Annotated in this window: 23 protein-coding genes; 7 read left to right on the top strand and 16 right to left on the bottom strand. The window is 64.1% G+C overall.

Features of this window, described 5'->3' with window-relative positions; translation table 11 throughout:
- Window positions 1-45 precede the first annotated feature (45 nt).
- Window positions 46-2,250 carry a DNA helicase RecQ gene (gene recQ, locus THIMADRAFT_RS04715; RefSeq protein WP_007191833.1) on the bottom strand — a complete coding sequence of 735 codons (2,205 nt, stop codon included), beginning with the start codon at window positions 2,248-2,250 and terminating at the stop codon, window positions 46-48.
- A 190-nt stretch (window positions 2,251-2,440) separates the two neighbouring features.
- Between recQ and THIMADRAFT_RS04710 the strand changes: the two genes are divergently transcribed.
- A complete protein-coding gene (locus tag THIMADRAFT_RS04710; protein WP_007191832.1) occupies window positions 2,441-3,964 on the top strand; it encodes a Ppx/GppA phosphatase family protein in 1,524 nt (507 codons plus the stop codon).
- A gap of 177 nt (window positions 3,965-4,141) precedes the next feature.
- Window positions 4,142-4,561 (top strand): SCP2 sterol-binding domain-containing protein, encoded by a 420-nt coding sequence (locus THIMADRAFT_RS04705; protein WP_007191831.1) that lies wholly within the window; start codon window positions 4,142-4,144, stop codon window positions 4,559-4,561.
- A gap of 142 nt (window positions 4,562-4,703) precedes the next feature.
- On the opposite strand, the gene THIMADRAFT_RS04700 is transcribed toward THIMADRAFT_RS04705, so the two are convergent.
- The 13 genes from THIMADRAFT_RS04700 to THIMADRAFT_RS04640 all read right to left on the bottom strand — a co-directional run bounded on the left by THIMADRAFT_RS04700 (window position 4,704) and on the right by THIMADRAFT_RS04640 (window position 16,112).
- Entirely contained in the window at window positions 4,704-5,465 is a 762-nt protein-coding gene (locus THIMADRAFT_RS04700) for an SDR family NAD(P)-dependent oxidoreductase (RefSeq protein WP_007191830.1), read from the bottom strand.
- Window positions 5,462-6,163 (bottom strand): SDR family NAD(P)-dependent oxidoreductase, encoded by a 702-nt coding sequence (locus tag THIMADRAFT_RS04695; RefSeq protein ID WP_007191829.1) that lies wholly within the window; start codon window positions 6,161-6,163, stop codon window positions 5,462-5,464. Before THIMADRAFT_RS04695 ends, THIMADRAFT_RS04700 begins: the two co-directional genes overlap by 4 nt.
- Window positions 6,160-6,654, bottom strand: a complete 495-nt coding sequence (locus THIMADRAFT_RS04690) for a 6-pyruvoyl trahydropterin synthase family protein (protein WP_007191828.1) — start codon at window positions 6,652-6,654, stop codon at window positions 6,160-6,162. Before THIMADRAFT_RS04690 ends, THIMADRAFT_RS04695 begins: the two co-directional genes overlap by 4 nt.
- A 306-nt stretch (window positions 6,655-6,960) precedes the next feature.
- Window positions 6,961-7,542 (bottom strand): DUF3299 domain-containing protein, encoded by a 582-nt coding sequence (locus THIMADRAFT_RS04685; RefSeq protein WP_007191827.1) that lies wholly within the window; start codon window positions 7,540-7,542, stop codon window positions 6,961-6,963.
- A 227-nt stretch (window positions 7,543-7,769) separates the two neighbouring features.
- Complete coding sequence (locus THIMADRAFT_RS04680) at window positions 7,770-9,029, bottom strand: ABC transporter permease (RefSeq protein ID WP_007191826.1); 1,260 nt, start codon at window positions 9,027-9,029, stop codon at window positions 7,770-7,772.
- 148 nt (window positions 9,030-9,177) lie between these two features.
- Window positions 9,178-9,504 (bottom strand): 4a-hydroxytetrahydrobiopterin dehydratase, encoded by a 327-nt coding sequence (locus THIMADRAFT_RS04675; protein WP_007191825.1) that lies wholly within the window; start codon window positions 9,502-9,504, stop codon window positions 9,178-9,180.
- A gap of 189 nt (window positions 9,505-9,693) precedes the next feature.
- The gene (locus THIMADRAFT_RS04670; protein WP_007191824.1) at window positions 9,694-9,981 is read right to left on the bottom strand and encodes an encapsulin-associated ferritin-like protein; all 288 of its coding nucleotides are present in this window, start codon (window positions 9,979-9,981) and stop codon (window positions 9,694-9,696) included.
- Between the two features lie 95 nt (window positions 9,982-10,076).
- Entirely contained in the window at window positions 10,077-10,841 is a 765-nt protein-coding gene (gene phoU / locus THIMADRAFT_RS04665) for a phosphate signaling complex protein PhoU (RefSeq protein ID WP_007191823.1), read from the bottom strand.
- The gene (pstB, locus tag THIMADRAFT_RS04660) at window positions 10,841-11,704 is read right to left on the bottom strand and encodes a phosphate ABC transporter ATP-binding protein PstB (RefSeq protein ID WP_007191822.1); all 864 of its coding nucleotides are present in this window, start codon (window positions 11,702-11,704) and stop codon (window positions 10,841-10,843) included. Before pstB ends, phoU begins: the two co-directional genes overlap by 1 nt.
- Before the next feature lie 64 nt (window positions 11,705-11,768).
- Complete coding sequence (gene pstA, locus THIMADRAFT_RS04655; protein WP_007191821.1) at window positions 11,769-13,076, bottom strand: phosphate ABC transporter permease PstA; 1,308 nt, start codon at window positions 13,074-13,076, stop codon at window positions 11,769-11,771.
- Window positions 13,069-14,460, bottom strand: coding sequence for a phosphate ABC transporter permease subunit PstC (gene pstC / locus THIMADRAFT_RS04650; RefSeq protein ID WP_007191820.1), 1,392 nt, complete (start codon window positions 14,458-14,460; stop codon window positions 13,069-13,071). Before pstC ends, pstA begins: the two co-directional genes overlap by 8 nt.
- A gap of 85 nt (window positions 14,461-14,545) precedes the next feature.
- Complete coding sequence (locus tag THIMADRAFT_RS04645; protein WP_007191819.1) at window positions 14,546-15,589, bottom strand: PstS family phosphate ABC transporter substrate-binding protein; 1,044 nt, start codon at window positions 15,587-15,589, stop codon at window positions 14,546-14,548.
- Window positions 15,590-15,713: 124 nt separating this feature from the next.
- Complete coding sequence (locus THIMADRAFT_RS04640; RefSeq protein ID WP_007191818.1) at window positions 15,714-16,112, bottom strand: hypothetical protein; 399 nt, start codon at window positions 16,110-16,112, stop codon at window positions 15,714-15,716.
- Between the two features lie 84 nt (window positions 16,113-16,196).
- On the opposite strand from THIMADRAFT_RS04640, the gene THIMADRAFT_RS04635 reads away from it, so the two are divergent.
- Window positions 16,197-17,423: a glycosyltransferase gene (locus tag THIMADRAFT_RS04635; RefSeq protein WP_007191817.1), complete on the top strand. Its 1,227-nt coding sequence runs from the start codon at window positions 16,197-16,199 to the stop codon at window positions 17,421-17,423.
- Window positions 17,424-17,619: 196 nt separating this feature from the next.
- Here THIMADRAFT_RS04635 and dcd read toward each other — a convergent pair whose 3' ends face one another.
- Together dcd and apbC are read right to left on the bottom strand one after the other, a co-directional pair.
- Window positions 17,620-18,186: a dCTP deaminase gene (dcd, locus tag THIMADRAFT_RS04630; protein ID WP_007191816.1), complete on the bottom strand. Its 567-nt coding sequence runs from the start codon at window positions 18,184-18,186 to the stop codon at window positions 17,620-17,622.
- Between the two features lie 247 nt (window positions 18,187-18,433).
- Window positions 18,434-19,525, bottom strand: a complete 1,092-nt coding sequence (apbC, locus tag THIMADRAFT_RS04625) for an iron-sulfur cluster carrier protein ApbC (RefSeq protein ID WP_007191815.1) — start codon at window positions 19,523-19,525, stop codon at window positions 18,434-18,436.
- Between the two features lie 245 nt (window positions 19,526-19,770).
- Here apbC and metG point away from each other — a divergent pair, with 245 nt between their 5' ends.
- The 4 genes from metG to rsxC all read left to right on the top strand — a co-directional run bounded on the left by metG (window position 19,771) and on the right by rsxC (window position 24,897).
- On the top strand, window positions 19,771-21,852 hold the full coding sequence (gene metG / locus THIMADRAFT_RS04620) for a methionine--tRNA ligase (RefSeq protein ID WP_007191814.1): 2,082 nt from the start codon (window positions 19,771-19,773) through the stop codon (window positions 21,850-21,852).
- 265 nt (window positions 21,853-22,117) lie between these two features.
- Entirely contained in the window at window positions 22,118-22,699 is a 582-nt protein-coding gene (rsxA, locus tag THIMADRAFT_RS04615; RefSeq protein WP_007191813.1) for an electron transport complex subunit RsxA, read from the top strand.
- Window positions 22,700-22,712: 13 nt separating this feature from the next.
- Window positions 22,713-23,285 (top strand): electron transport complex subunit RsxB, encoded by a 573-nt coding sequence (rsxB, locus tag THIMADRAFT_RS04610; RefSeq protein ID WP_007191812.1) that lies wholly within the window; start codon window positions 22,713-22,715, stop codon window positions 23,283-23,285.
- 13 nt (window positions 23,286-23,298) lie between these two features.
- Entirely contained in the window at window positions 23,299-24,897 is a 1,599-nt protein-coding gene (gene rsxC, locus THIMADRAFT_RS04605) for an electron transport complex subunit RsxC (protein ID WP_007191811.1), read from the top strand.
- Window positions 24,898-24,919: the final 22 nt, after the last annotated feature.

Below are 24,919 nucleotides of genomic sequence, written 5' to 3'. Positions count from 1 at the left end.
ATCAGGAGGCTTTGGCCGGGATCTTTCGCCGAGAACCAACACGGATCAATCTTCGCTTAAAACGCCCATCCCGGCTCGCACGCATCGCAGCAGGCCGTAATCATAGCGGCCTTCGAAGGCTTCGTAGATCGGTTTGAGGCTCATGAGCGCGTTCTCGGGCAGTCGCTCGATGGCGAATTCGATCGCCCGGACGGTGTCATGATCGAGGCGCACGACATCCTTCACGGCGACTTGCCCTTCCTCGATGCACCGCTCCAAGTGCGTGTAGACGGTGCTGGGCTTCAAGGCACGCTGCTCGGCGATCGCCTCGACACCTTGGCCTGCGCGAAAGAGCGCGAGGGTTTCTCGAATGGTGTCGGTCAATCCGGACTCGCGGTCGCGCGCACCGACCGAGGCAGATCTCGCAACCGGCAGCTTCGGTACTGTCGAGGGTCGGCCGTGCTTGGCCGCGTGCGCGGCGAGCAGCTTCAGGAAGCCATCGCCGAAGCGCTCGAGCTTGGCCTGACCGACACCGCTGATCCGGCTCAGCTCGTCGCGATCGCGCGGGCGGTAGGTCAGAATCTCGCGCAGGGTCGCATCGCCGAAGATGACATAGGCAGGGACATCCTGCTCTAGGGCAAGCTGGCGTCGGTAGTCGCGCAGGGCCTCCCACAAGGCGAGCGCTTCGGGATCGCTCGGCAGCTCCGCGGCAGGTTTGCGACCCGCTCCGGTCGACTTCTTACGGTCCGGGTCTTGGCGCAGGCGCAGGGTGCGCTCCCCGCGCAGCAGGGGCCGGCTCTGTTCGGTCAGGCACAGCGCGCCGTGCCCTTCGAAATCGACCCTGATAAACCCGGCCGCGACGAGCTGGCGATAGACCGACTTCCATTGATCCGCGGACAGCTCTTGGCCGATGCCGAAGGTCGTGACCTGGTCATGTCCGAAGCGGCGGATGCGCTCGTTCTTCTTGCCGAGCAAGACATCCACCAGATAGCTGCTGCCGAAACGCTGGCCCGTACGATAGATGCAGGAGAGCGCCTTTTGTGCCGCCTGCGTTCCGTCCCAGGTGGCGACCGGCTCCAGGCAGGTGTCGCAGTTGCCGCAGGGCTTGGGCAGGTGTTCGCCGAAGTAGTTGAGCAGAACCTGACGCCGACATTCGGTGGTCTCGCAGAATCCGAGCATGCTGTCGAGCTTCTGCATCTCCACCCGTTTGAAGCGCTCCTCCGCCTCTGAGTCCTCGATCATGCGACGCAGCATCACCACGTCGCCCAGACCGTAGGTCATCCAGGCATCCGCGGCTTGGCCGTCGCGGCCGGCGCGGCCGGTCTCCTGGTAGTAGGCCTCCAGGCTTTTGGGCAGATCCAGATGGGCGACGAAGCGAACGTCCGGCTTGTCGATCCCCATCCCGAAGGCGATGGTCGCAACGATGACCACGCCCTCCTCGCGCAGGAACCGCGCTTGGTGCGTACGCCGCGTCTCGGCCGGGAGCCCCGCGTGATACGGCAGGGCTGCGATGCCCTGGGTCGCAAGATAGGCCGCCGTCTCCTCGACCTTGCGCCGCGACAGGCAGTAGACGATTCCGGCATCGCCTGGATGCTCGGTGCGTAAGAAGGCGATGAGCTGTTGACGCGGGCTGGCCTTCTCGACGATGCGATAGCGGATGTTCGGTCGGTCGAAGCTGGACACGAACTGCCCGGCCTGCTCCAGACCCAGTCGGGTCAGGATCTCCGCACGGGTCGGCGCATCGGCGGTCGCGGTGAGGGCAACGCGCGGGATTCGGGGCCAGCGCTCGTGCAGCAGGTGGAGCTGGATGTATTCGGGGCGGAAATCATGGCCCCATTGGGAGACGCAGTGGGCCTCGTCGATCGCGAACAGGGCAACCTGGACACGCTCCAACAGCGCGAGGAAACGCTCGGTCAGCAGGCGCTCCGGGGCGACATAGACCAGGTCCAGATCGCCCGAGAGCATCGCCTCCTCGACCGCGCGGGCCTCCTGCAATGTCAGCGACGAGTTCAGAAAGGCCGCCCGCACGCCGAGCTGTCTCAACGCGTCGACCTGATCCTGCATCAATGCGATCAGCGGCGAGACCACCACGCCGACCCCGGGCCGCAGGAGCGCCGGAATTTGATAACAAAGCGACTTGCCGCCGCCTGTCGGCATCAACACCAGTGCGTCTCCGCCGGCGATCACCCGGTCGATGATCTCGGCTTGGGCGCCGCGAAAACGATCGTAGCCGAAGACACGGTTGAGCACCTGAAGTGGCGTCTCGTTCATCCTGTCACTCCACACAGTCGCAACCGCATCGGTTGCGATGCGCATTTTAACCTATCCGTGTACGCGCGATCTTCTGACCTCGCGCGTTCGGACATCCACGGAAACATCGACGGGCGACATCGACGGGCGACACCCGCGATGGCGTCGGCTTCTGGTACCATTTACGCGCCGTTCAGCGTTGGACCCTGCCATGATTGAAGAGCCCGTCCAGGACGCCGTCGAGACCATGCTGCCAGAGGTTGTCGCAGCCGTCGATCTCGGATCCAACAGCTTTCACATGATCGTCGCCCGCATCGGCAACGGTCACATGCAGGTGACCGATCGCCTCAAGGAGATGGTCCGGCTCGGCGAAGGCTTGGGCGAGGACAAGCAGCTCGATCCTCAAGTCGCCGAGCGCGCCTTGGCGTGTCTGGAACGATTCGGCCAGCGGCTCCGCGGGTTCCCTCCCGGCAGCGTGCGCGCGGTCGGAACCAACACCCTGCGCCAGATTGCACCGGAGAGCGATTTCCTCCCGCTTGCCGAAGCCAAGCTCGGCCACCCGATCGAGGTCATTGCAGGCCGCGAAGAGGCTCGTCTCATCTACCTCGGCGTCGCCCATGACCTGGCCGCGGGGACCGAGCGTCGCCTGGTCGTCGACATCGGCGGCGGAAGCACGGAGATCATCGTCGGACTCGGTTTTTCACCACGCCTGCGCGAGAGCCTGCACATGGGCTGCGTCAGCATGTCGCGCCGCCATTTCGCCGACGGGCGCATCACCGCTCGGACGATGGAAAAGGCCGAGCTCACCGGCGCGCTCGAGGTCCGGCCCGTGCGCGAGCTGTTTCGACGCACCGGCTGGCAAACGGCGGTCGGCAGCTCCGGGACCATCAAATCCATCGCGGCGGTCGTGGCGGCCGAAGGCTGGTGCGAGGACGGGATCTCTGCAACGGCACTGCTGCGGCTTCGCGATGTGCTCGTCGAGACGGGTCGAATCTCCGCTCTTGCGCTTAAGGGCTTGGCCGAGGAGCGTAAGCCGGTCTTCGCCGGTGGTGTCGCCGTACTGCGATCGGTCTTCGAGACACTCGGGATACAACATCTGCAGGTCTCGGAATACGCCCTGCGTGAAGGCTTGATCTACGAGATGATGGGGCGCAGCCAACACGTGGATGTCCGGGAACGAACCGTCGAGACCCTCGGCCGACACTTTCAGATCGACCAGGACCACGCCCAACGTGTCCGCGCGACGGCCTTGGCCCTCTTACGCCGGCTCACCGCACCCTGGTCGCTGCAGGATCCCAGCCACGGGCTGATGCTGGCGTGGGCGGCACGACTCCACGAAATCGGCGTCATGGTCGCCCACAGCCAACACCAGAAACACGGGGCCTATCTGCTGCGCAATGCCGATCTCGCCGGCTTCACGCGGCCGGAGCAGATGCTGCTCGCCGCGTTGGTGCTCGGACACAGGCGAAAGTTTCCCGTTCAAGAGCTCGCGGCCCTGCCCCACGGCGGCGGGGAGGCGGCACGCAGGCTCTGTGTCATCCTGCGGCTTGCCGTGCTGCTGCATCGCGGACGCTCCTCGGAGAACAAACCCAATCCAACGCTCGCGACCGACGGCGACAACCTCGCCCTGAGCTTCCCGGACGACTGGCTCGCCGATCACCCCTTGACCCGTTTAGAGCTCGAAGAGGAGGCAGAGCGCCTTGCTTCCGCCGGGATTCGTCTGGAATTCGGTTGAACCTGACGGGTTCCCCCGGGCGGCATCCATCGCCGCCCCGTATCCTTTTCCCCTCATCCTGGTAAAATTGCGGGTGCAACGAACGGGGTTCGGCACCGCAGCCCCCCGGAACGGAATTTCCCCGCCGCCGCGATCTCGCGCGCGGCACCAACGCCGCTAAACTGGAGGACTACAACAATGGCCGCACTCTTTTCCGCCGAGTGGATGAACCATCTCAAGGACGCTTGGAACGCCGAGCCGGAGGTCAAAGACAAGCTGGCCGAGATCGACTTCAACTCGGTCATCTATTGTGGGTTCAAGAACGAGGAGAACCCGCGCGGGGTCTTCGTCGTCGAGAAGGGCGAATGCGTGCGTGCCGGCGCCTGGTCGGAAACGGATCCGCCCGCCAACTGGGACATGCGCGCCGATCTCAAGGATTGGCTCAAGTGGGTCGAGAAGGGCATCGGTATGGCCGGCATGGGCACGGCCTTCATGACCGGCAAGCTCAAGTTCAAGGAAGGTGACTACAAGGCGATGCTGAAGGACCCGCGCATGGCCAATCCCTTCGTGAAGAGCTTCGGGCTCATGCAGCAGATCCCGACCGACGAGCTCGGCTGAACCTGAACCGCCAGCAGTGACATGAATCGTGTCGAGGTGACTGCGAGGTCACCTCGAACAATCGACTCGGCGGGACGCGGTTCAGGTTGATTGAAGATTTTTCCGCGCTTCGCCTCTCGGCTTCATAACGGCTCTCTTCGGATTAGCCAAGCGCATAACCCGCATCGACATTGAGGCAGGCGCCCGTAATCCGTCGCGCGTCCTCGGAGGCGAGAAAGAGGACGGCACGCGCCACGTCGCATGGCTCGATCGCCTCTTGGCGTAAACGGTGACGGCGTTTGACGGTCGAGTCGATCAGATCGCTCGCACCGCCCCACATCGGGGATTCCACCACGCCCGGAGCGACCGCGTTCACCCGAATGCCGCGCCCCCCCAGCGCCATCGCCAGTCGCTGGGTCAACATCTCCAGACCCGCTTTGCTGGCGGAATAGCTCGTCGATGTACAGGTCTCGAAGGGGTGCTGCGCACAGGCCGACGACATGTTGATGACGACCGGGGCGGCGCTTTGCTCGAGCAAGCCGAGAAAACCTTGGGTCAGGGCAAAGGGCGCAATCAGGTTGACCTCGAGGGTCGTCCTCCATGCCTCGACCGTTTCCTCGATATCGCCTTGGCTTAAGATCACCCCGGCATTGTTCACCAGGACATCCAGTCGCCCGTCCCTGTCCCGGATCTCGGCGACGAGCTGCTCGCGGAAATCCGCATGGGTCACGTCGCCCACCAGGAGACGCAAGGCACCGGAGGCAACGGCCTGACCCCGTCGCTGCGCGAGTGCGGCGACCTTCTCCGGATCCCGCCCGAAGGTCACGACGCGATCGCCGGCCTCGATGAACGCGCCGACGAGCCCCGCGCCGATCCCGGATGTCCCGCCGCTGATGCAGACGGTGCGCGACGTCGTCGCGGTCATCGCTCGCGCTGCCCGAGGTTGGCGTGAATGAGCGCCCCGTTCAGCACCGGGGCATGGGCCGCAAAGGCCACGGTTTCGGCGATCTCTTCCGGCTCGATCAGCCGACCGAACGCGGACATCCCCGTCAATGCGGCAAGGGTGCCCGGATCGCCGCCGATCATGGCACGAATCTGCTCGGTATCCGTGAAACCAGGACAGATCATGCAGGTGTGTATCCCGCGCCCGGCAAGATCCTGGCAGGTGGAGCGCATCATCCCGGCCAAGGCATGCTTGGCGATCACGTAGCTCGCCACCCCGGGAACCGCCTTCTCCGCCAGTGTCGACCCGATGTAGATGATGCTCGACCCGGCGCCCATGTGCGGCAGAGCCAATTGATTCAGAGCGTTGGCGGCCACCAGATTCAGCTCGAGCACGGCACGCAGGTCCTCGCTGGGCAAGGCGTCGATGCTGTCGCGTCGCATGATCGAGGCGTTGTGGACCAAACAGATGCGCTCGGCATCGGCCAACCAGGCTCCAAGCGGGGCCGCGATCCGATCGATCGCGTCGGGCTGTGCAAGATCGCAAACCAGATTCTCCACGCCCCGCTCCGTGCAGGGACGGCGCGAGAGGTTCACGACAACGCTGCCCTCCAGCAGAAAGCGCGTTGCGATGGCGCGACCGATCCCGGCGCTCGCACCGGTGACGACCAGTAGGTTCATGGTGTGCTCCAAGACGAAAAGGCCCATTGTCCGTCGCCCGACGAGACACCCAGCTCGATGGCGCGCAGATCTCGACCGTCCAGCTCGGGTCGCACCCGCAGCCGCGCCAGCAGCAACTCCGCCAGCTCTTCGATCGTCACGTTTCGAATGGGCAAGAGCAGCACGTCGCGCTCGAGGAAGGTCAGGCGCTCCTCGCCGAACCAGGCGATCACCATCCGGTCGACACGCTCGATGCGCAAATGCGGCGAGCGCTCGGGCAGCAGCAGGCGCTCGTCGAGCTCGTCGCACAGCGCCTTGAGCACCCGTTTGAGCATGACGTAATCAAACGCCATCCCGTCCGCCCCGATCGGCGCCGTCACATTGCAGCGAATCCTGAAATTGTGGCCATGGAGGTTCTCACGCTCGGTCGCGGAGAAGATGGTGAAATGGCCGGCGCTGAAATTGAGATATTCCTTGCTGATCTCGATACGGGTGAGGATGTCGGTATCCAAGGTCGTCTCCGCTGCGGATCGAGTGCCCCGGGGCTCGGAGCATCTGTCGGTGAAGTCCGCGATCGCTCGCCACTCGCCTCCGACACTTGGGGGATGTGGGGTCACTCGGCCGAATCCAAGCTGAACCGCGTCCGCGGTGCATGATGACGTTCGAGCGCACCCTCAACTTCGAGGACACCTACAAGGTTGGAGTCGACGCGGTTTAGATTAAAAATTGAAAGACTTAAACCGCGCCTGCTGAAAGGGTCATTGATTCCTGCGAGACCGATTCAAGGCACGACGGTGCCTGTCGTGCGGAGGCGCGGTTTAAAGGGGCTCCAACTCGCCGTCGTAGGGCTCGATCTCGGTCAGGTCGATCCGGTAGCCGGCGTCGGCCAGCTCGCTGCTGGAGCGGATCACCCGAAGGGTCCCGGTCACCCAAACGGTATCGAACAGCTCGCCGACATACTCGCGCCCCTCGGGCGCAACCACATGAACGGTCTGGTTTGCGGGCGGCGGCGGGACATGAATGCAAGCTCCGTAGTATGGCACCAGGAGGAACTCGGACATCTTTTGCGCATCCAGCTCCAACGGCACGACGAAGCCGGGTAGACGGACCCTGAGCCCGTCGAGCTCCTCCACGACCGGTGCATCGGCCCAGAGCGCCATGAGCTTGTCCATCAGCGCGGTCGCACGGGGATCGTCGTCGTCCATCGCATCGAACGCGTCGAGGTCGAAGCCCTCGAGCAGGGTCTCGGGCTGCCACTCGACCGGGATCAAGCGGTCCCAATCGATCTCCTCGACTTGCATCGCGCCTGAAATCGCTGACTCGGGTTCGGACGATTCTTCGCCGCAACCCACAAGCCCCAGGGCGAGAATCACCGGGAACAGCCGCACAAATAGTCTCATCGTCTTGATTCTCAGGATTTAGCCCTTTACGCCGCAAGTCTTGGACGAACCGTCGCAGAACCTCTCCATGTCCTGTCGTTGTCGTAATCGGACTCCGGACGACGAACACGACAACGAACAAGAGCCTTCGACCAGCCGCGCCAGCTCCGACAGCTGTCGGAGCTGGCGCGGCCGATCCAATCCCATCCAACAAGGGACGCATGCCGCATCGGGCGCGGTTTAATGACTCACACGCGAATCGACAGCCCGTCAGCCAAAGACAGCCGATAGGCGCGATAACTCGGGATCAGACCGACCAGGACACCCGCGGCGAGCACCAGCGCCAGCAACATCATCTCACGAGCCGAGAGGGTTCCGACAGCAACGAAGATACCCATCTCGGACAGAATGAGCGGCTGGGCCACAAACAGCGCCGCGTAGAGAACCCCGAGGCCGACGAGGATACCGAGCAGGGTCAGCACGAGCGCCTCGCCCAGGATCAGCGCGAAGACGTGGCTCGGACGGGCACCGACCGAGCGCAGGATCGACATCTCGCGCCGGCGCTCGCCGAGACTCGTCAGCAGCGCGGTCAAGAGCCCGAAGAGGCCCACGACGACCACGAATCCCGAGACCAGGAGCAAGGCCCGCTCCCCGACTGCAATCAGGCCCCACAGCTCCGCGAGTGCCACGCCGGGCAGGATGGCCGTCAGCGGTTCCGCTCGGTAGTCGTTGACGAAACGTTGCACCTGGAAGGTCGAGATCCGCGAGGTCAGGCCCAGCAAGGCCGCCGTGATGGCTTTGGGGGCAAGATCCATGGCTCGCGCCGCATCGGCATCGACGACCCGGCCGGGCAAGGGCGCCCCGCCATCCCAGCCGACATGGATCGCCTCGATACCCTCCAGGCTCACATGCACCGTGCGATCGACCGGGGTGCCGGTCGGCGCGAGGACCCCGACAACGCGGAATGGATGCTCGTCATGACGCGCGAAGGCGACATCCGAGGCCCCGTGCGCAATCACGACGGCATCGCCCAACCCATAGCCCAGCGCCCTCGCCACATCGGCCCCGAGTACGGCGTCATAGAGGTCGAAGAAGGGCGCACCCTCGGCCAGGACGAGCCCATCACCGCGGCCGTAGCGATAGTGCTCGAAATAGGCCGAGGTGGTCCCGAGCACCGGGTAGCCGCGGTGCGAGTCACCCAGAGAGATCGGAATGGCCCAGGCGACGCGCGGGTGGGCCGCGATCTCCAGATAGGAGTCCCACGAGATGTTGTTGGTGGCCTGACCGATTCGGAAGACCGCGTAGAGCAGCAGCTGGACCGGTCCGGTCCGCGCGCCGACGATCAGGTCGGTACCCGAGATGGTATTGGCGAAGCTCGCACGCGTCTCGGTGCGCAGGCGCTCGACACCGACCAACAGCGCAACGCTCAGACCGATCGACAGGACCGTGAGCAGCGCCGTGCCGCGGCGATTCAGGAGGCTCTTCCAGGCCAGGATCAGGATGGGCATGGGTCTCTCCGGACGTCCTAGTACCCCGCCGCGCAATCTCCGAGGCCATTCGCGCATGGATCCACGGCGACCTGACGTCCGCCTCCCCCGCGTGCCGGCTGACGTCGGCGTACCCGAGAGGCGGCATCGAGACGTCCGCGGTGCGGCGCTAGCTGCCGAGGCCCTCGATCCGATTCGCCAAGATAAAATCCAACGTCGTGATCCCGCCCGCGTCGTGGGTCGAGAGATCGACAACGACCCGGTCGTAGACGTTGCTCCACTCGGGATGATGATCCATCGACTCGGCCACCAGGGCGACCCGACTCATGAATCCGAACGCCTCGACGAAGTCCCGGAACCGGAATGCCTTGTGAAGCTTACCGTCGACTAGACTCCACGGCGACACGGCCTCGGCATTGAGCTCCGAGAGCGCCTTCGCGATCGATTCGGTATCGAGCTTGGCGCGGCTCATGTTGAACCGCGCCCGGCACGACATGGACGGCTCCAGGAACTGTGGCGCTTCACGTCAATCCCGAAAGGTTTGAGCCGACACGATTCAAGAGGTGGTGAGCGTCCAAATCAAAAACGCCTGATATTGCTCATCTGAACCGCGTCAACGCCAAGGTGTGTAGCCGGGTCGACGGTGCGGATCACGCCGCCCCGAACATGAACCCACGGACGCGGTTTAGTGATGCGCGATCTGCTTTTCGGTAAAGAGATAGTCCTTCAGCTCCTTGTCGAAGGTCGGATCCTTGCGACGGATCCATTCCAGCACCATGGCTGCATGCTCCTTTTCCTCGTCGCGATTATGCGCGAGGATCGCCTTCAGATCTCCGTCCTTGCAGGCATCGACCCGCTGGTTGTACCAGTCGACCGCTTCGAGCTCTTCCATCAGCGAGATGATGGCCCGGTGCATGTCCCGGGTCTCGTCGGACAGTTCTTCGACTGGCTCGTGGTAGCCCTCGTTCGCCATTGGCACTTCTCCGAATCGTGTGGTTCACAGGTCGGGCGCGTCGTGCGCGCTTCGTCGATTGTCGGACGTGCCGCGACGAAACACAACCGCGCGACTTAGGAGGCGCGGTCGCGACGCAGGGTCTCGATCAGGATCTCGCGATTGCGGTAGCGGATGTCCTTGCCCTCGGACACGTAGATGACCTGCTCGGCGATATTGGAGGCGTGGTTGCCGATGCGCTCCAAGGCATGGGCGCCGGTCAGGAGACAGACGATCTGGCGCGGCGTAAATCCGGCGAGATCTTCTTGGCCGAGGAAGTCGCGGGCCTCGTCGGAGGCCCCGAAGAGCCGCGGCTCGTCCTCGAAGACCCCGAGTGCGAGCTCCACGTCGAAACCGGCGACGGCCTGGATGCTGCGCTCGAACATACAGCAGGCATGGTCGTCGAGTTTACGGAGCAGATCCTTGAGTGCATCCGACGGGAGCGCGCCCGGCATGAGGCCGCCTTCGCGCAGCGCCAAGGATTGACGGGCGATGCGCACGGCCTTGTCGCCGGCTCGCTCGACATCGCCGGCGATGCGCGAGAGCGCAAGCACGATGCGCAGATCGACCGCGGTGGGCTGGCGACGGGCGATGACGCGGAAGATCTCTTCGTCCGCGTCGAGGGAGAGAAAATCGATCTGGGGCTCGCGATCGAGCACGCGGTAGGCTTGGGTGTCCTTGCCGTCGACCAATGCAGCGACGGCGGCTTGGGTCTGCTCGATCACCCGCTGCCCCATGTCGAGGATGATCCCGCGCAGCTTCGCGAGCTCTTGGTCGTAACGGCGAACCGTATGACCGCCCGCAATGTCGCCGACAGGGGCAGCAGTGTTGTCGCCGACCATCAGCCGAACCGCCCGGTAATATAGTCCTCGGTCAACCGGTGCTTGGGGTTGGTGAAGATCTGATTGGTCTCGCCGACCTCGATCAGATCACCGAGATGAAAATAGGCGGTGCGCTGCGAGACGCGCGCGGCCTGCTGCATCGAGTGGGTCACGATGGCGATGCTGTAGTTGGCCCGCAGCTCGTCGATCAGCTCCTCGATGATGGCGGTGGCGATCGGATCAAGCGCCGAGCAGGGCTCGTCCATGAGGATCACCTCGGGGGAGACGGCGATGGTGCGCGCGATGCACAGCCGCTGCTGTTGACCGCCGGAGAGCCCGGTCCCGGGTTGGTCCAGGCGATCCTTGACCTCGTTCCAGAGGCCGGCCTTTTGGAGACTGGCCGAGACCAGCTCGTCGAGCTCGGCCTTGTTGTTGGTGAGCCCGTGGATGCGCGCACCGTAAGCAACATTCTCGTAGATCGACTTGGGGAAGGGATTCGGCTTCTGGAATACCATCCCGACCTGGGCGCGCAACGGCACCGGATCGAGTCCCTTGTCGTAGATGTCCTGACCGTCGAGCTGGATGGACCCGGTGACGCGACACCCGTCGATGGTGTCGTTCATCCGGTTCAGACAGCGCAGAAAGGTCGATTTCCCGCAGCCGGAGGGGCCGATCATGGAAACGACCTCGTTCTTGCCGATATCCAGACTGACGCCCTTGATGGCTTGCTTGGCGCCGTACCAGACATCGACGTCGCGACACACCATGCGCGGGTTCGCAACCGTGACATCTCCGACCGTCGCGCGCGACTCGCGCTCGCCGGACAACTCCGCAGAGCTCATCGCGCCGGTGCGTCGACTCATCTCATCAACCGTGGTGCTCATGACTGACCTCGAGTGTAGACCCAACGTCCGTGGACGGTGGGATCGAAAATGTTCGCAAACGCGCTCACCAGCGCCGCTCGAAGCGACGGCGCAGCAGGACGGCGGTCAGGTTCATCAGGATCAGGAAGGCGAGCAGAACCATGATGGCCGCGGAGGTGCGCTCGACGAAGGCGCGCTCGGGGCTGTCGGCCCAGAGGAAGATCTGGACCGGCAGCACCGTGGAGGGCGAGGTGAAGCCGCTCGGAATATCGACGATAAAGGCGATCATACCGATCATCAGCAAGGGCGCGGTCTCGCCGAGTGCCTGCGCCATCCCGATGATGGTGCCTGTCAACATGCCGGGCATCGCCAGCGGCAGCACATGATGCAGCTGCGTCTGCAGGGGCGAGGCGCCCACGCCAAGCGCCGCCTCGCGGATGGAGGGCGGGACCGACTTCAGCGCCGCGCGGCTGGCGATGATGATGGTCGGCAAGGTCATCAAACTCAGGACCAAGGCCGCGATCAAGGGTGTCGATCGCGGCACGCCGAAGATCCCGATAAAGACCGCGAGCCCCAAGAGCCCGAACACGATCGAGGGAACGGCCGCCAGGTTGTTGATGTTGACCTCGATCAGATCGGTCCAGCGATTCTTGGGCGCGAACTCCTCGAGATAGAGTGCCGCGCCCACCCCGATCGGAAAGGAGAAGAGCAGGGTCAACGCCAAGGTGTAGAAGGACCCCATGAGCGCACCCGCAATCCCGGCCAGCTCGGGCTCGCGCGAGGTTCCGTGCGTGAAGAAGATGGTGTTGAAGCGCTTCTCGATGCGCCCCTCGGACTCGAGCCGTTCCACCCACCCGAGCGTTTGGTCCTTCACACGGCGTTCGCTCTCCGGAAGCGTCCGATCGATGTGCCCTTTGACCAACATGTCGATGTCGTCGTCGGCAAGCAGCCAAACCTCTTTCGTGGTCCCGATCAGATCGGGGTCGGCCAGAACCATGTCGCGAAGATGCGAGGAAGCGCCGACGCTGATCATGGACCCGAGTGCCCGCGTATCCCGGCGCGCCGTGACCTCGGGGAAGACCTCGCGCTGGGCCTTTCGGATCAGCGCGGCATAGTTGGCACGCCTGAGGGTCTCGGGGTCGAGCGCACCTTCGGGATCGATGACGGAGGCATCGAAGGTCACCGGCAACTGGATATAGGTCTGCTGAAAGGCCGTGTAGCCTTTGCCGACGATATCCGCGAACAGCAGCGCGACGAACAACAAGCCCAAGACCACGGCGCCGAGGCCGAGCAGGCGGAAACGCCGCTCCTTGGCATAGCGCCGCTTCAGACTGGCGTTGACGATGTCGATGGTGCGTTGAGGCGGGGCACCGGCCGCACGCGCGTTATTCATACTGCTCCCGATACTTGCGCACGATCTGAAGGGCGATCACGTTGAGCGTCAGGGTGACGACAAACAGGGTCAGACCCAGGGCGAAGGCCGCCATGGTCTTGGGGCTGTCGAATTCCTGGTCCCCCGTGAGCAGGGTGACGATCTGGACCGTGACGGTCGTGACGCTGTCGAGCGGGTTGGCCGTCAGATTGGCCGCGAGACCGGCGGCCATCACGACGATCATGGTCTCGCCGATCGCCCTCGAGACGGCGAGCAGAATCCCGCCGACGATCCCGGGCAGAGCCGCCGGGATGATCACGCGCCGGATCGTCTCCGACTGGGTTGCCCCGAGGGCGTAGGAGCCGTCGCGCATCGCCTGCGGCACGGCATTGATCACGTCCTCCGACAAGGACGACACGAAGGGGATGATCATGATGCCCATCACCAAACCCGCGGCCAAGGCGCTCTCGGAGGCAACGTCCAGGCCCAGAGAGATTCCGAGCTCCCGAATGACGGGCGCAACGGTCAGGGCGGCAAAGAATCCGTAGACCACCGTCGGCACGCCCGCAAGCACCTCGAGCGTCGGCTTGGCATAGGAGCGGACCCGGCGCGGCGCATACTCCGACAGATAGATGGCCGACATGAGCCCGATCGGCACCGCCACCAGCATGGCGATCGCCGAGACCATCAGGGTCCCGGTGAAGAGCGGCACGGCACCGAAGGCGCCCGAGGCACCGACCTGATCGGCCCGCAGCGCGGTCTGCGGACTCCAAAGCGTGCCGAAGAAGAATTCGAGCGGCGAAACGGATTTGAAGAACAGCAGCGACTCGAACAGGACCGAGAGGATGATCCCGAGCGTCGTCAGGATGGCGATCGAGGAGAAGATGACCAGGATGACCATAAAAATGGTCTCGACCCGGTTGCGCGCCCGCATGGTCGGCTTGGTCTTGGCCCAAGCGTAGCCCATACCTGCGACCGCAACCGCCAAGACAGCCAGCCACATGGCCCAGCGTGCGATCTGATCGAGTTGAGTGTAGCGATCCGCGGCGGCCTGCATCTCGGGCGTCACGACACCGGAGACGATGGTGCCGGAGGCGAGGTTCTTGATGTCGTTCACGATCAGGCCGATCTGACCGGAAGACATGCCGTCGAGGATCTCCGGCGGCAGCTCCGATTTGACGATCGTGATGAGGATCTCGTTCTGGAAGCCGACCCAGAGCCCCATCAGCAACAATGCCGGGATTCCGGCCCAGAGTGCCGCGTAGAGCCCGTAGTAGGCGGGGAGCGAATGCAGTGTGTTGAGGCGTGCGACACCGCCGGCGGCGGAGATGGCGCGTTTGCGCCCGAAATGATAGGCAAACGCCATCAACCCAAGCAAAACGATCAATAGAGTCGATGGATTCATGGATGTGCTGTGCCGTGGCGGATGAAACACGCCAGCGGCCCGAAGGCCGCTGACCGGTCGGGCACGCTCTGCCGAGCGAGTCCGCTTACTTGGCGGGAGCCTCCATCGGGGTGAGCGCCTGCGCCTGCTCGGCCACGCTGGCACGCATGTCGTCCGGCAGCGGGATCAGACCCTTGTCGGCCAGATAACCCTCGGGGCCCCATGCCTTGTCGTTGGTGAACTCGGCGACGTATTCCTGGATGCCCGGAATGGTGCCGACGTGGGCGTTCTTGACATAGAAATAGATCGAGCGCGAGACCGGATAGGAGCCGTCGGCGATCGTCTCGAAGGTCGGCTCGACGCCGTCGATCTTCGCACCCTGCACCTTGTCTGCGTTCTGATCGAGGAAACTATAGCCGAAGATGCCCAAGGCGTTCGGGTTGGCCACCAGCTTCTGAACGATCAGGTTGTCGTTCTCGCCGGCCTCGACGAAGGCGCCGTCTTCGCGGATACCGTGACAGACCGCCTTGTGCTTGTCCTTGTCGGTCTTCTTGAGCGCCTTGATGGAATCGAAGCTGTCGCAGCCGCCTTCCATCGCCAGCTCCACGAACGCATCGCGGGTGCCGGAGGTGGGCGGCGGGCCGAGCACCTCGATCGCGACATCAGGCAGATCCTTGTTGATCTCGCTCCATTTCTTGTAGGGGTTCGGAACCAGCTCGCCGGCGTCGTTCGGGACGTCTTTCGCCAGGGCCTGCCAGAGCTCGCCGAGGGTCAGGTCGATCACCGGGCCGGATTTCGCATTGGCAATGGCAATGCCGTCGTAGCCGATCTTCACCTCGGTGATCTCGGTCACGCCGTTTTCCCGGCACTGCTCGAACTCGGAGAGCTTGATCGCACGCGAGGCGTTGCTGATGTCCGACTTGTCGACCCCGACCCCGGAGCAGAAGAGCTTGAAGCCGCCGCCGGTGCCCAGGGACTCGACCTTGGGCGTGGGGAAGGACGACTCGCGACCGAACGTCTCGGCGACCGCGGTCGAGAAGGGGAAGACAGTGGACGAGCCGGCGATCCAGACGGAGTCACGGGCCATCGCCTGGGTCGAGAGAGAGGCCGCCGCGAGTGTGACCGCGGCAGCGATAGTGATTCTGTTCATGACATGACCTCCGGGAGGGCGTTGATAAGCGAGCCCGAATTGTGCCCTTGCATCATGCCGATTGTATGAAGTTCATGTGACGATACGATGACGACGCGCGATCGCACTGCGCGGCCGCGTGCGATCAATTCGCGTTCGGGTCGCCCAGCGATCGAACCAAACGCATGGCGGCGTTGAAGAAGTCGTCGTTCGGGTAACGCTCGCAGTTGGCCCGAATCCGGATCATGGCGGCATCGAGCTCGGCGCCTTTCAACACGTCCCGCCCCGTTGCGAGATTCAGCCCGGTCACGAGCCCGGACAGCCACTCCTGATAGCGACGATAGCCCTCCCCTGCGATGGCTTGCGCGGTCGGATCCGCCGGTGCGGTGGCCAGAAAATCCGAGCACCCCGTCACCCCCGCACCCCACAGCACGGGCGCCCCCGCCGCGAAGGCGCTCCCGAGCGGTCCGACGGTCAGTGCAGCGCCGAGGAGCATCGAAAACATCGGTCCGCGGTGCAACCGCCGGCTCGAGAGATCAATCATGTCATGAGTCCTTCATTGGATGGGCTTAGTGATCGACAGAAGGTATGATTCGCCGATTTGCCGACAGCCCGCAAGTCCATCGTCATGCGCATCCTGATGATCTCCGACGTCTACTTCCCTCGCATCACGGGCGTATCGACGTCGATCCAGACGTTTGCGCGGGAGTTCGTCGCAAAAGGACATGAGCTTACCCTGATCGCGCCGGATTACTCGGCGGCCGGCGGCGAGTCCGCGCCCGAGCCCTTCGAGGTTCTACGCATCCCGTCGCGCTATCTGGTCATCGATCCCGAGGACCGCATGCTGCGCCCCCGCGAGATCCGTCGCCTCGATGGCATGCTGGCAAGCCGCGGGTACGATCTGGTGCATATCCAGACCCCTTTCTTCGCGCACTATCTCGGCCTCGGGATCGCCAAGCGATTGGGTGTCCCGGTGGTCGAGAGCTACCACACCTTCTTCGAGCAGTATCTCCATCACTATGTGCCTTTCGTCCCGACCGCCTGGATGCAGCGGCTGGCACGCGACTTCTCGACGGCCCAGTGCAACGCTGTCGATGCGCTGGCGGTGCCCTCGCACGCCATGCTCGAGGTCTTGAAGAGCTACGGTGTGAAGACGCCCGCGACGGTCATCCCGACCGGGATCGAGCTCGTCCAGTTCAGCCAGGGCGACGGTGCTCGTTTCCGCAACAGTCGGGGCATCCCGCCCGGGCGTCCCGTTCTGGTGCACGTCAGCCGTCTCGCCTTCGAGAAGAACATCGACTTCATCCTGCGGATGCTCGTGCGCGTGAAGACGCAGGTCCCGGATGTGCTCCTGGTCATCGCCGGGGAGGGCCCGGCACACCGTCGGCTTCAGACCCTGGCGAACCATCTCGGGCTGGCCGACAACACCTTGTTCACGGGCTATCTGGAGCGTGACGGCTCCCTCGAGGACTGCTACTGCGCGGGCGCTGCCTTCGTCTTCGCCTCGAAGACCGAGACGCAAGGGCTCGTGCTCCTGGAGGCAATGGCGCTCGGGGTGCCGGTAGTCTCGACGGCCGTGATGGGAACCAAGGAGGTGCTGGCGGGCGGCGGCGGATCGCTCATCGCGGAGGACGACGAGACCGACTTCGCGGACAAGGCGGTCCGAGTCCTCACGGATCCGGCACTGCGGGCGCGACTCGCCGTCGAGGCGGTCGAGCACGCAAGATCCTGGTCGGCACCCGTCCTCGCGGAGCGGATGTTGCAGTTCTACGCACAGGTTATCGCACGGCGGGTGCGCAATCAGGCGACGGATCCCGCGCTCGACCCGACCCCGAAAACCGACGACGTCGTCTAAACCGCGCCCGGCGCAGTATGGAATGTGCTCAGACGGGATCGGCCCGGGCAGACTCGACGACCGCCGGAACCGGCGCGGTTTAGGGTCTTGAAGAATAAATGGTTTTAAACCGCGTCTCTGCCAAGGGCCGTGGATGCACCAAAGGTCGCGCTCGCTCGAAAGTCAGTATGTCGGTCTGGACGCGGTTCAGCGGACATCACGACTTCGGCAGAGTCACACCACGCTGGCCCTGATACTTCCCGCCGCGGTCCTTGTACGAGGTCTCGCAGACCTCGTCCGACTCGAAGAAGAGGATCTGTGCCACGCCCTCGTTCGCGTAGATCTTCGCCGGCAGAGGCGTGGTGTTGGAGAACTCAAGGGTCACGTGGCCTTCCCATTCAGGCTCCAACGGCGTGACATTCACAATGATGCCGCAACGCGCGTACGTGCTTTTTCCGAGGCAAATCGTGAGGACATTCCGCGGAATGCGGAGATATTCGACGGTGCGCGCCAGTGCAAACGAGTTCGGCGGGATGATGCAGACGTCGGACTTGAGGTCGACAAAGCCGTTGGAGTCGAAGTTCTTCGGATCGACGATGGCCGAGTTGATGTTGGTGAAGATCTTGAACTCGTCGGCACACCGCACGTCGTAGCCGTAGCTCGACGTTCCGTAGGAGATGACTCGTCCCTGCTCGCCCTCGCGGACCTGAACCGGCTCGAACGGATCGATCATGCCGCCTTCTTCGGCCATACGGCGGATCCAACGGTCGGACTTGATGGCCATCAGGAAATCTCGGTGTGCGCGCAAAGCCGAAAAGGCTACACCGCGGAGCCGAGCACAACAAGCCGACGAGTGATCGACAACGGCCACCCGGACGTTCCCGAACAGGTGATCGCAATCCCACGACCGCTCCAGAGGCTCTGGCCCGAATCGAAGGCGCGAAAAGCCCTAAACTGGGCCCGGCACGACACTCATGGGAGCCTGCGAGGCCCAAACTAACTCGGCCGTCGCAGACTCCAAAAGGCGCAATTTAGTTGTTTTGGATCACGATCCGCGGGAATTTCGAAGCATAATCCTTGGCTTGCAGAGAGAGCTTCGCCGCGGTCTTGCGGGCGATCTCGCGGTAGATCTCCGCGACACGCGAATCCGGTTGGGCCACCACGGTCGGCTTTCCGTTGTCGGTCTCCTCGCGGATATGGCCGTTCAGGGGGAGCGAGCCGAGGAGATCGATCCCGTACTGCTCGGACATCTTCTGTCCGCCGCCTTCGCCGAAGATGTGCTCTTCGTGGCCGCAGGCCGAGCAGATGTGAGTGCTCATGTTCTCGACGACACCCAGCACCGGCACCTCGACCTTTTGGAACATCTTCAAACCCTTGCGCGCATCGAGCAGGGCGATGTCCTGGGGGGTAGTGACGATGACCGCACCCGACACCGGCACCTTCTGCGCGAGGGTCAATTGCGTATCGCCCGTACCCGGCGGAAGGTCGATGACCAGATAATCCAGATCCGACCAGTTGGTGTCGTTCAGCAACTGCTCCAGGGCCTGTGTGACCATCGGGCCGCGCCAGATCATGGGCGTTTCTTCGTCGATCAGAAAGCCGATGGACATCGCCTGGAGGTCGTAGCTGCTCATCGGCTCGAGACTCTTGCCGTCCTTGGACTCGGGTTTGCCCGAGATCCCGAGCATACGCGGCTGGGACGGGCCATAGATATCGGCGTCCAGGATGCCGACGCGCGCGCCCTCGGCCGACAAGGCGAGCGCCAGGTTGACGGCGGTCGTCGACTTGCCGACGCCGCCCTTGCCCGAGGCCACGGCGATAATGTTCTTGATGTTGTCGATCGGCTTGAGCGATTTCTGAACCGAGTGCGACTTGATCTCCCAGGTCACGTCGACCTGTACCATCTCGACACCCTCGACGGCGAGAACGGCCTCCTCGAGCGTCTTGGCGATGCCCGCGCAGATGGTCTTGGCCGGGAAGCCCAAGACGACCTTGATGCGCACCTGACCGCCCTCGATCTCGATGCCCTTGATCGAATGCGCCGCCACCAGATCGCGCCCGAGGTGTGGTTCCTTGTAGCCCTTGATGGCGGCTTCGACGGCTTCTTTCGTGGGTTCGGACATGAGGTACTCCAAGATAAATGGATGCGCCCGGCGCAGCCGGATCGCACGAGATCGATGCTTTTCGATGGACCGGAACGCTGCAACCGGGGGTCGGAAAAGTTCCCGCAGAGTTTTGGTGTGGAGATGCCTTAAATCAAGTCCGGACTCGAAAGACCAGACGGGGACCGCGCTGTCCGCACCGGGACGGCCCGTGAGATACTGGGGCATCGTTCGAGACCCGAAAGCCGATCCACTTGAGCCCATCCATGAGTCAAACCCGCGACATCCCGGGCGCCAGCCCTCGAGAGATTCTGGTCACCAGCGCACTGCCCTATGCCAACGGGCCGATTCACATCGGCCATTTGGTCGAATACATCCAGACCGATATCTGGGTGCGCTTCCAGAAGATGCGCGGTCACGCCTGCTGGTACGTGTGCGCGGACGACGCCCACGGTACGCCCATCATGTTGCGAGCGCGTCAGGAAGGCATCACGCCCGAGGCGCTGATCGCGCGGGTCGCGCAGGAGCACAGGTCCGATTTTGCGGCCTTCCGGGTGGGCTTCGACAACTATCACTCGACGCACTCCGAGGAAAACCGCCACTTCGCGAATCTGATCTACAGCCGCAACCGCGACAAGGGTCACATCAGCAAGCGCACCATCACCCAGGCCTACGACCCGGTCGAGCAGATGTTCCTGCCCGACCGCTTCATCAAGGGCGAGTGTCCAAAGTGCGGCGCGCCTGACCAGTACGGCGACAACTGCGAGGTCTGCGGGGCGAGTTATTCACCGAACGAGCTCAAAAACCCGCGCTCGGCGGTCTCGGGCGCCGTGCCCGAGCAGCGCGAATCGGACCACTATTTCTTCCGCCTCGGCGACTTCGAGCCGATGCTGCGCGACTGGACCCGCGGCGGCGGCCTGCAGGCCCAGGTCGCGAACAAGCTCGACGAGTGGTTCGATGCCGGCCTGCAGGAGTGGGACATCTCGCGCGACGCACCCTATTTCGGCTTCGAGATTCCGGACCATCCGGGCAAGTTCTTCTATGTCTGGCTCGATGCTCCGATCGGCTACATGGCGAGCTTCCTGAATCTTTGCGAAAGCCCACACGGGCGCGACGCCGGATTGGATTTCGATCGGTTCTGGGCCAAGGAGTCGACCGCGGAGCTGTATCACTTCATCGGCAAGGACATCATCTATTTCCATGCCCTCTTTTGGCCGGCGATGCTCCACGGCGCCGATTTCCGCACACCGTCCGCGGTCTTCGCACACGGGTTCCTGACGGTCGACGGACAGAAGATGTCCAAGTCGCGCGGGACCTTCATCAAGGCCCGCACCTATCTGGACCATCTCAATCCCGAGTATCTACGCTACTACTTCGCGGCCAAGCTGGGACCGGGCGTCGACGACATCGATCTGAGCCTCCAGGACTTCACCGCCCGCGTGAACTCGGATCTGGTCGGCAAGGTCGTGAACATCGCCAGCCGCAGCGCCGGGTTCATCGCCAAGCGTTTCGCCGGCAGACTCTCCCCGACCCTGGCCGATCCGCAGCTCCAGGCCGACTTCGTGCAGGCCGGCGAATCCATCGCCGGCGCCTACGAGCGACGCGAGCTCAGCCGCGCCGTGCGCGAGATCATGGCGCTGGCCGACCGCGCCAACCAATACATCGACGAGCAGGCGCCCTGGGTGATCGCCAAAGACCCGGCGCGAGAGGCCGACCTTCACGCGGTGTGCTCGATGGGCATCAACCTCTTCCGGATCCTGATCGGTTATCTGCGCCCGATCCTGCCGGGCACCGCCGCCGATTCGGAAGCCTTCATGCGGATCGAGCCGCTGACCTGGGACGCGATCGCCGAGCCGCTGCTCAACCATGAGATCGCCCCCTTCAAACCTTTGATGACCCGCGTCGAGCCGGCCCATATCGAGGCCATGCTGGAGGCGTCCAAGGAAGATCTGAGCACGACGGCACCGCCGCCGGCGGCCGCGGATGAGTCGAGCAAACACCTGAGCGGGCAGCCGATTGCCGAGACGATCGACATCGAGACCTTCGGCAAACTCGATCTGCGCATCGCGCGCATACGCTCGGCCGCCCTGGTGGAAGGCGCCGACAAACTCCTGAAGCTGGAGCTGGATCTCGGCGGCGAGACCCGCACCGTCTTCGCCGGCATCCGCTCGGCCTACGACCCGAGCGACCTGGAGGGCCGATTGACCGTCATGGTCGCCAATCTCGCCCCGCGCAAGATGCGCTTCGGCGTCTCCGAAGGGATGGTGCTGGCCGCCGGTCCCGGCGGAAAGGACATCTTTATCCTGAGCCCGGACGCCGGGGCGCAGCCGGGGATGAGGGTAAAATGAGAGTAAAATGAACCGGATAGCGCAGCCTGTGGACCGAGGGCAGCCCGGTTGTGCCGACGATAGAAGGCACCAGTTGCGCTAAAGGCTGAAGGCCGGAGGCCGGAGGCGATTCCCCGATAACCCTTCAGTCCCGGTGTTGTAGCAAACCGCCCCCGAGGCGTATCCTTCGGCGATTTCGCGCTTGCAGCATTTCGCGGCTCGTTCCGAGACCCGAGACCCGAGAGCGCAGCAAGCGCCCATCGCACGCCCCGAAGCCAAAGAGAGCATGACTGAATACGCGCTCATCCTGATCGGCACCGTGTTGGTCAACAACTTCGTGCTGGTGAAGTTTCTCGGACTCTGCCCCTTTATGGGCGTCTCGAAGAAGCTCGAGACCGCCGCGGGCATGGGTCTGGCAACGACCTTCGTGATGACGCTCTCCTCGGTGACCTCCTGGCTGGTGAACGAATACATGCTGGTGCCGCTCGGCATCGAGTATCTGCGCATCATCGCCTTCATCGTGGTCATCGCGGCCGTGGTGCAGTTCACCGAGACGATCATGCGCAAGACCAGTCCCTTGCTCTATCAGGTGCTCGGGATCTTCTTGCCGCTCATCACCACCAACTGTGCCGTGCTCGGAGTGGCCTTACTGAACCTGCAGGCCGAGCGCAGCCTGGTCGAGGCGACGCTTTACGGTTTCGGTGCCGCGGTCGGCTTCTCGCTCGTGCTGACGCTGTTCGCCGCGGTGCGCGAGCGTGTCGCGGTCGGCGATGTCCCGGAGCCTTTCCAAGGCAGCGCCATCGCCCTGATCACCGCGGGCCTGATGTCTCTGGCCTTCATGGGTTTCGCCGGGCTCGTGTCGAGTTGAAGGGACAATCGACATGTTGACCGCCATCCTCGCCATGACCGGGCTGTCCGCCGTCCTCGGACTCCTGCTCGGCTATTCGGCCATCCGCTTTCGAGTCGAAGGCAACCCGATCGCCGATCAGATCGACGCGCTCCTGCCGCAAACCCAGTGCGGCCAATGCGGCCACCCCGGATGCCGACCCTATGCCGAGGCCCTGGCCCGCGGCGAGGACGAGATCAACAAGTGCATCCCCGGCGGGGAAGCAACCCTGCTCGCCTTGGCCGATCTGCTCGGGCGCGAGCCTGCCGCACTCGAAGTCGAGGAGAAGCCGCCCTCGGTCGCCGTGATCGACGCCGAGACCTGCATCGGCTGCACGCTGTGTCTGCAAGCCTGCCCGGTCGATGCCATCGTCGGCGCTGCCAAGCAACTCCACGGCATCATCGCCGCCGAATGCACCGGCTGCGAGCTCTGCCTGCCGCCTTGCCCGGTGGAGTGCATCCACATGGTGCCGATCGCCACCGACATCCCCCATTGGCGCTGGCCTTATCCGTCCAGCGAGCCCGCCTCCCGCACGGCGTCGCCCGAGCGGGAGACCGAGGCAGCCTGACCGGAGCCCTGCCATGGCAGCCATCCAATCACTCCTGCGCCGCGACCGCCTGTGGACATTCCACGGCGGGATCCATGTGCCCGACGAGAAGGCGCTCTCGAACGGCCGCGCCGTGGAGATGATGCCCCTTCCCGAACGCCTCGTGATCCCGCTGCAGCAGCATATCGGGGCGACCGCGCGGCCGGTCGTCAACGTTGGCGAACGCATTCTCAAGGGTCAGCTGTTGGCGCAGGCCGAAGGCTATGTCAGCGCCTGCATCCATGCCTCGAGCTCGGGAACCCTGGTCGCGATCGAGCCCCATCCGGTGCCGCACCCGTCCGGGCTCTCCGCGCTCTGCGCCGTCATCGAGACCGACGGCGAGGATACCTGGTGCGAGCTGCCGGAGCCGATGACGCAATACGCGCAGCTGGACCCGTCCGAGATTCGCGAGCGCATCCGCTGGGCCGGCGTCGTCGGACTCGGCGGCGCCTCGTTTCCGACCAGCGTCAAGCTCAACCCCGGCCCGGATCAACGCATCCGTACCTTGATCATCAACGGGGCCGAGTGCGAGCCCTACATCACCTGCGACGATCTGCTGATGCGCGAGCGCGCCGGCGACATCCTCGCGGGCGCACGGATCATGCATCACCTGCTCGGCGGTCCGCGGATCCTGATCGGGATCGAGGACAACAAGCCCGAGGCGTTCGAAGCCATGCGCTTCGCCCTCGCCGAGACGGACATGCGCAGCCACACGGAGATACGCTCCATCCCGACCCTCTACCCGAGCGGCGGGGAGAAGCAGTTGATCCGCATCCTGACCGGCGAAGAGGTGCCCACGCATGCCATTCCGGCGCGGATCGGCATCGTCTGTCAGAACGTCGGGTCCGCGGCCGCGGTCGCCGAAGCCGTGCTCGAAGGTCGCCCGCTGATCTCGCGCGTCGTCGCCGTCACCGGACGGGCGATCGCCGAGCCGCGCAACCTCGAGGTGCGTATCGGCACGCCCGTCTCGGACCTGATCGCACACTGCGGCGGCTATCGCGAGCGCCCGCGCAAACTCGTCTGCGGCGGACCCATGATGGGTTTCGAGATCGCACATCCCGAGATCCCGGTCACCAAGCCCGCCAACTGCGTACTGGCCTTGACCGAGGCGGAAGCCCCCGACCCCGGGCCCGCGCTCGCCTGTATCCGCTGCGGTCGCTGTGCCGAGGTCTGTCCGGCCAAGCTCCTGCCGCAACAGCTCTACTGGCACGCACGGGCGAAGGATCTCGATCGGGTCCAGGACTACAACCTCTTCGACTGCATCGAGTGCGGATGCTGTGCTCAGGTTTGTCCCAGCCATATCCCCCTCGTTCAATATTATCGATACGCCAAGAACGAGGTCTGGGCACGCGAAGAGGAGAAGCGCAAGGCGGAGCTGGCGCGCACGCGTCACGAGGCCAAGCAAACGCGACTCGAGCGCCAAGAGCGCGAGCGCAAGGCCCGCCTTCGCCGGAAGAAGGAATCGCTCGAGGCGAGCCCCGGAAAGAGTCAGACCGATCAAGACGCGAAGAAGGCCGCGATCGAGGCAGCCAAACAACGCGCGGCGGCCAAGAAGGCCGCGGCCGCCAAGGCGGAGGAGACCGATGACGCCTGAGAGAAGCCGGCACAATGGCCGC

Source organism: Thiocapsa marina 5811 (assembly GCF_000223985.1).
Classification (GTDB): Bacteria; Pseudomonadota; Gammaproteobacteria; order Chromatiales; family Chromatiaceae; genus Thiocapsa; species Thiocapsa marina.
Note: the sequence above shows the minus strand (reverse complement) of the source record. Positions and strands in the feature narration are given on the sequence as shown.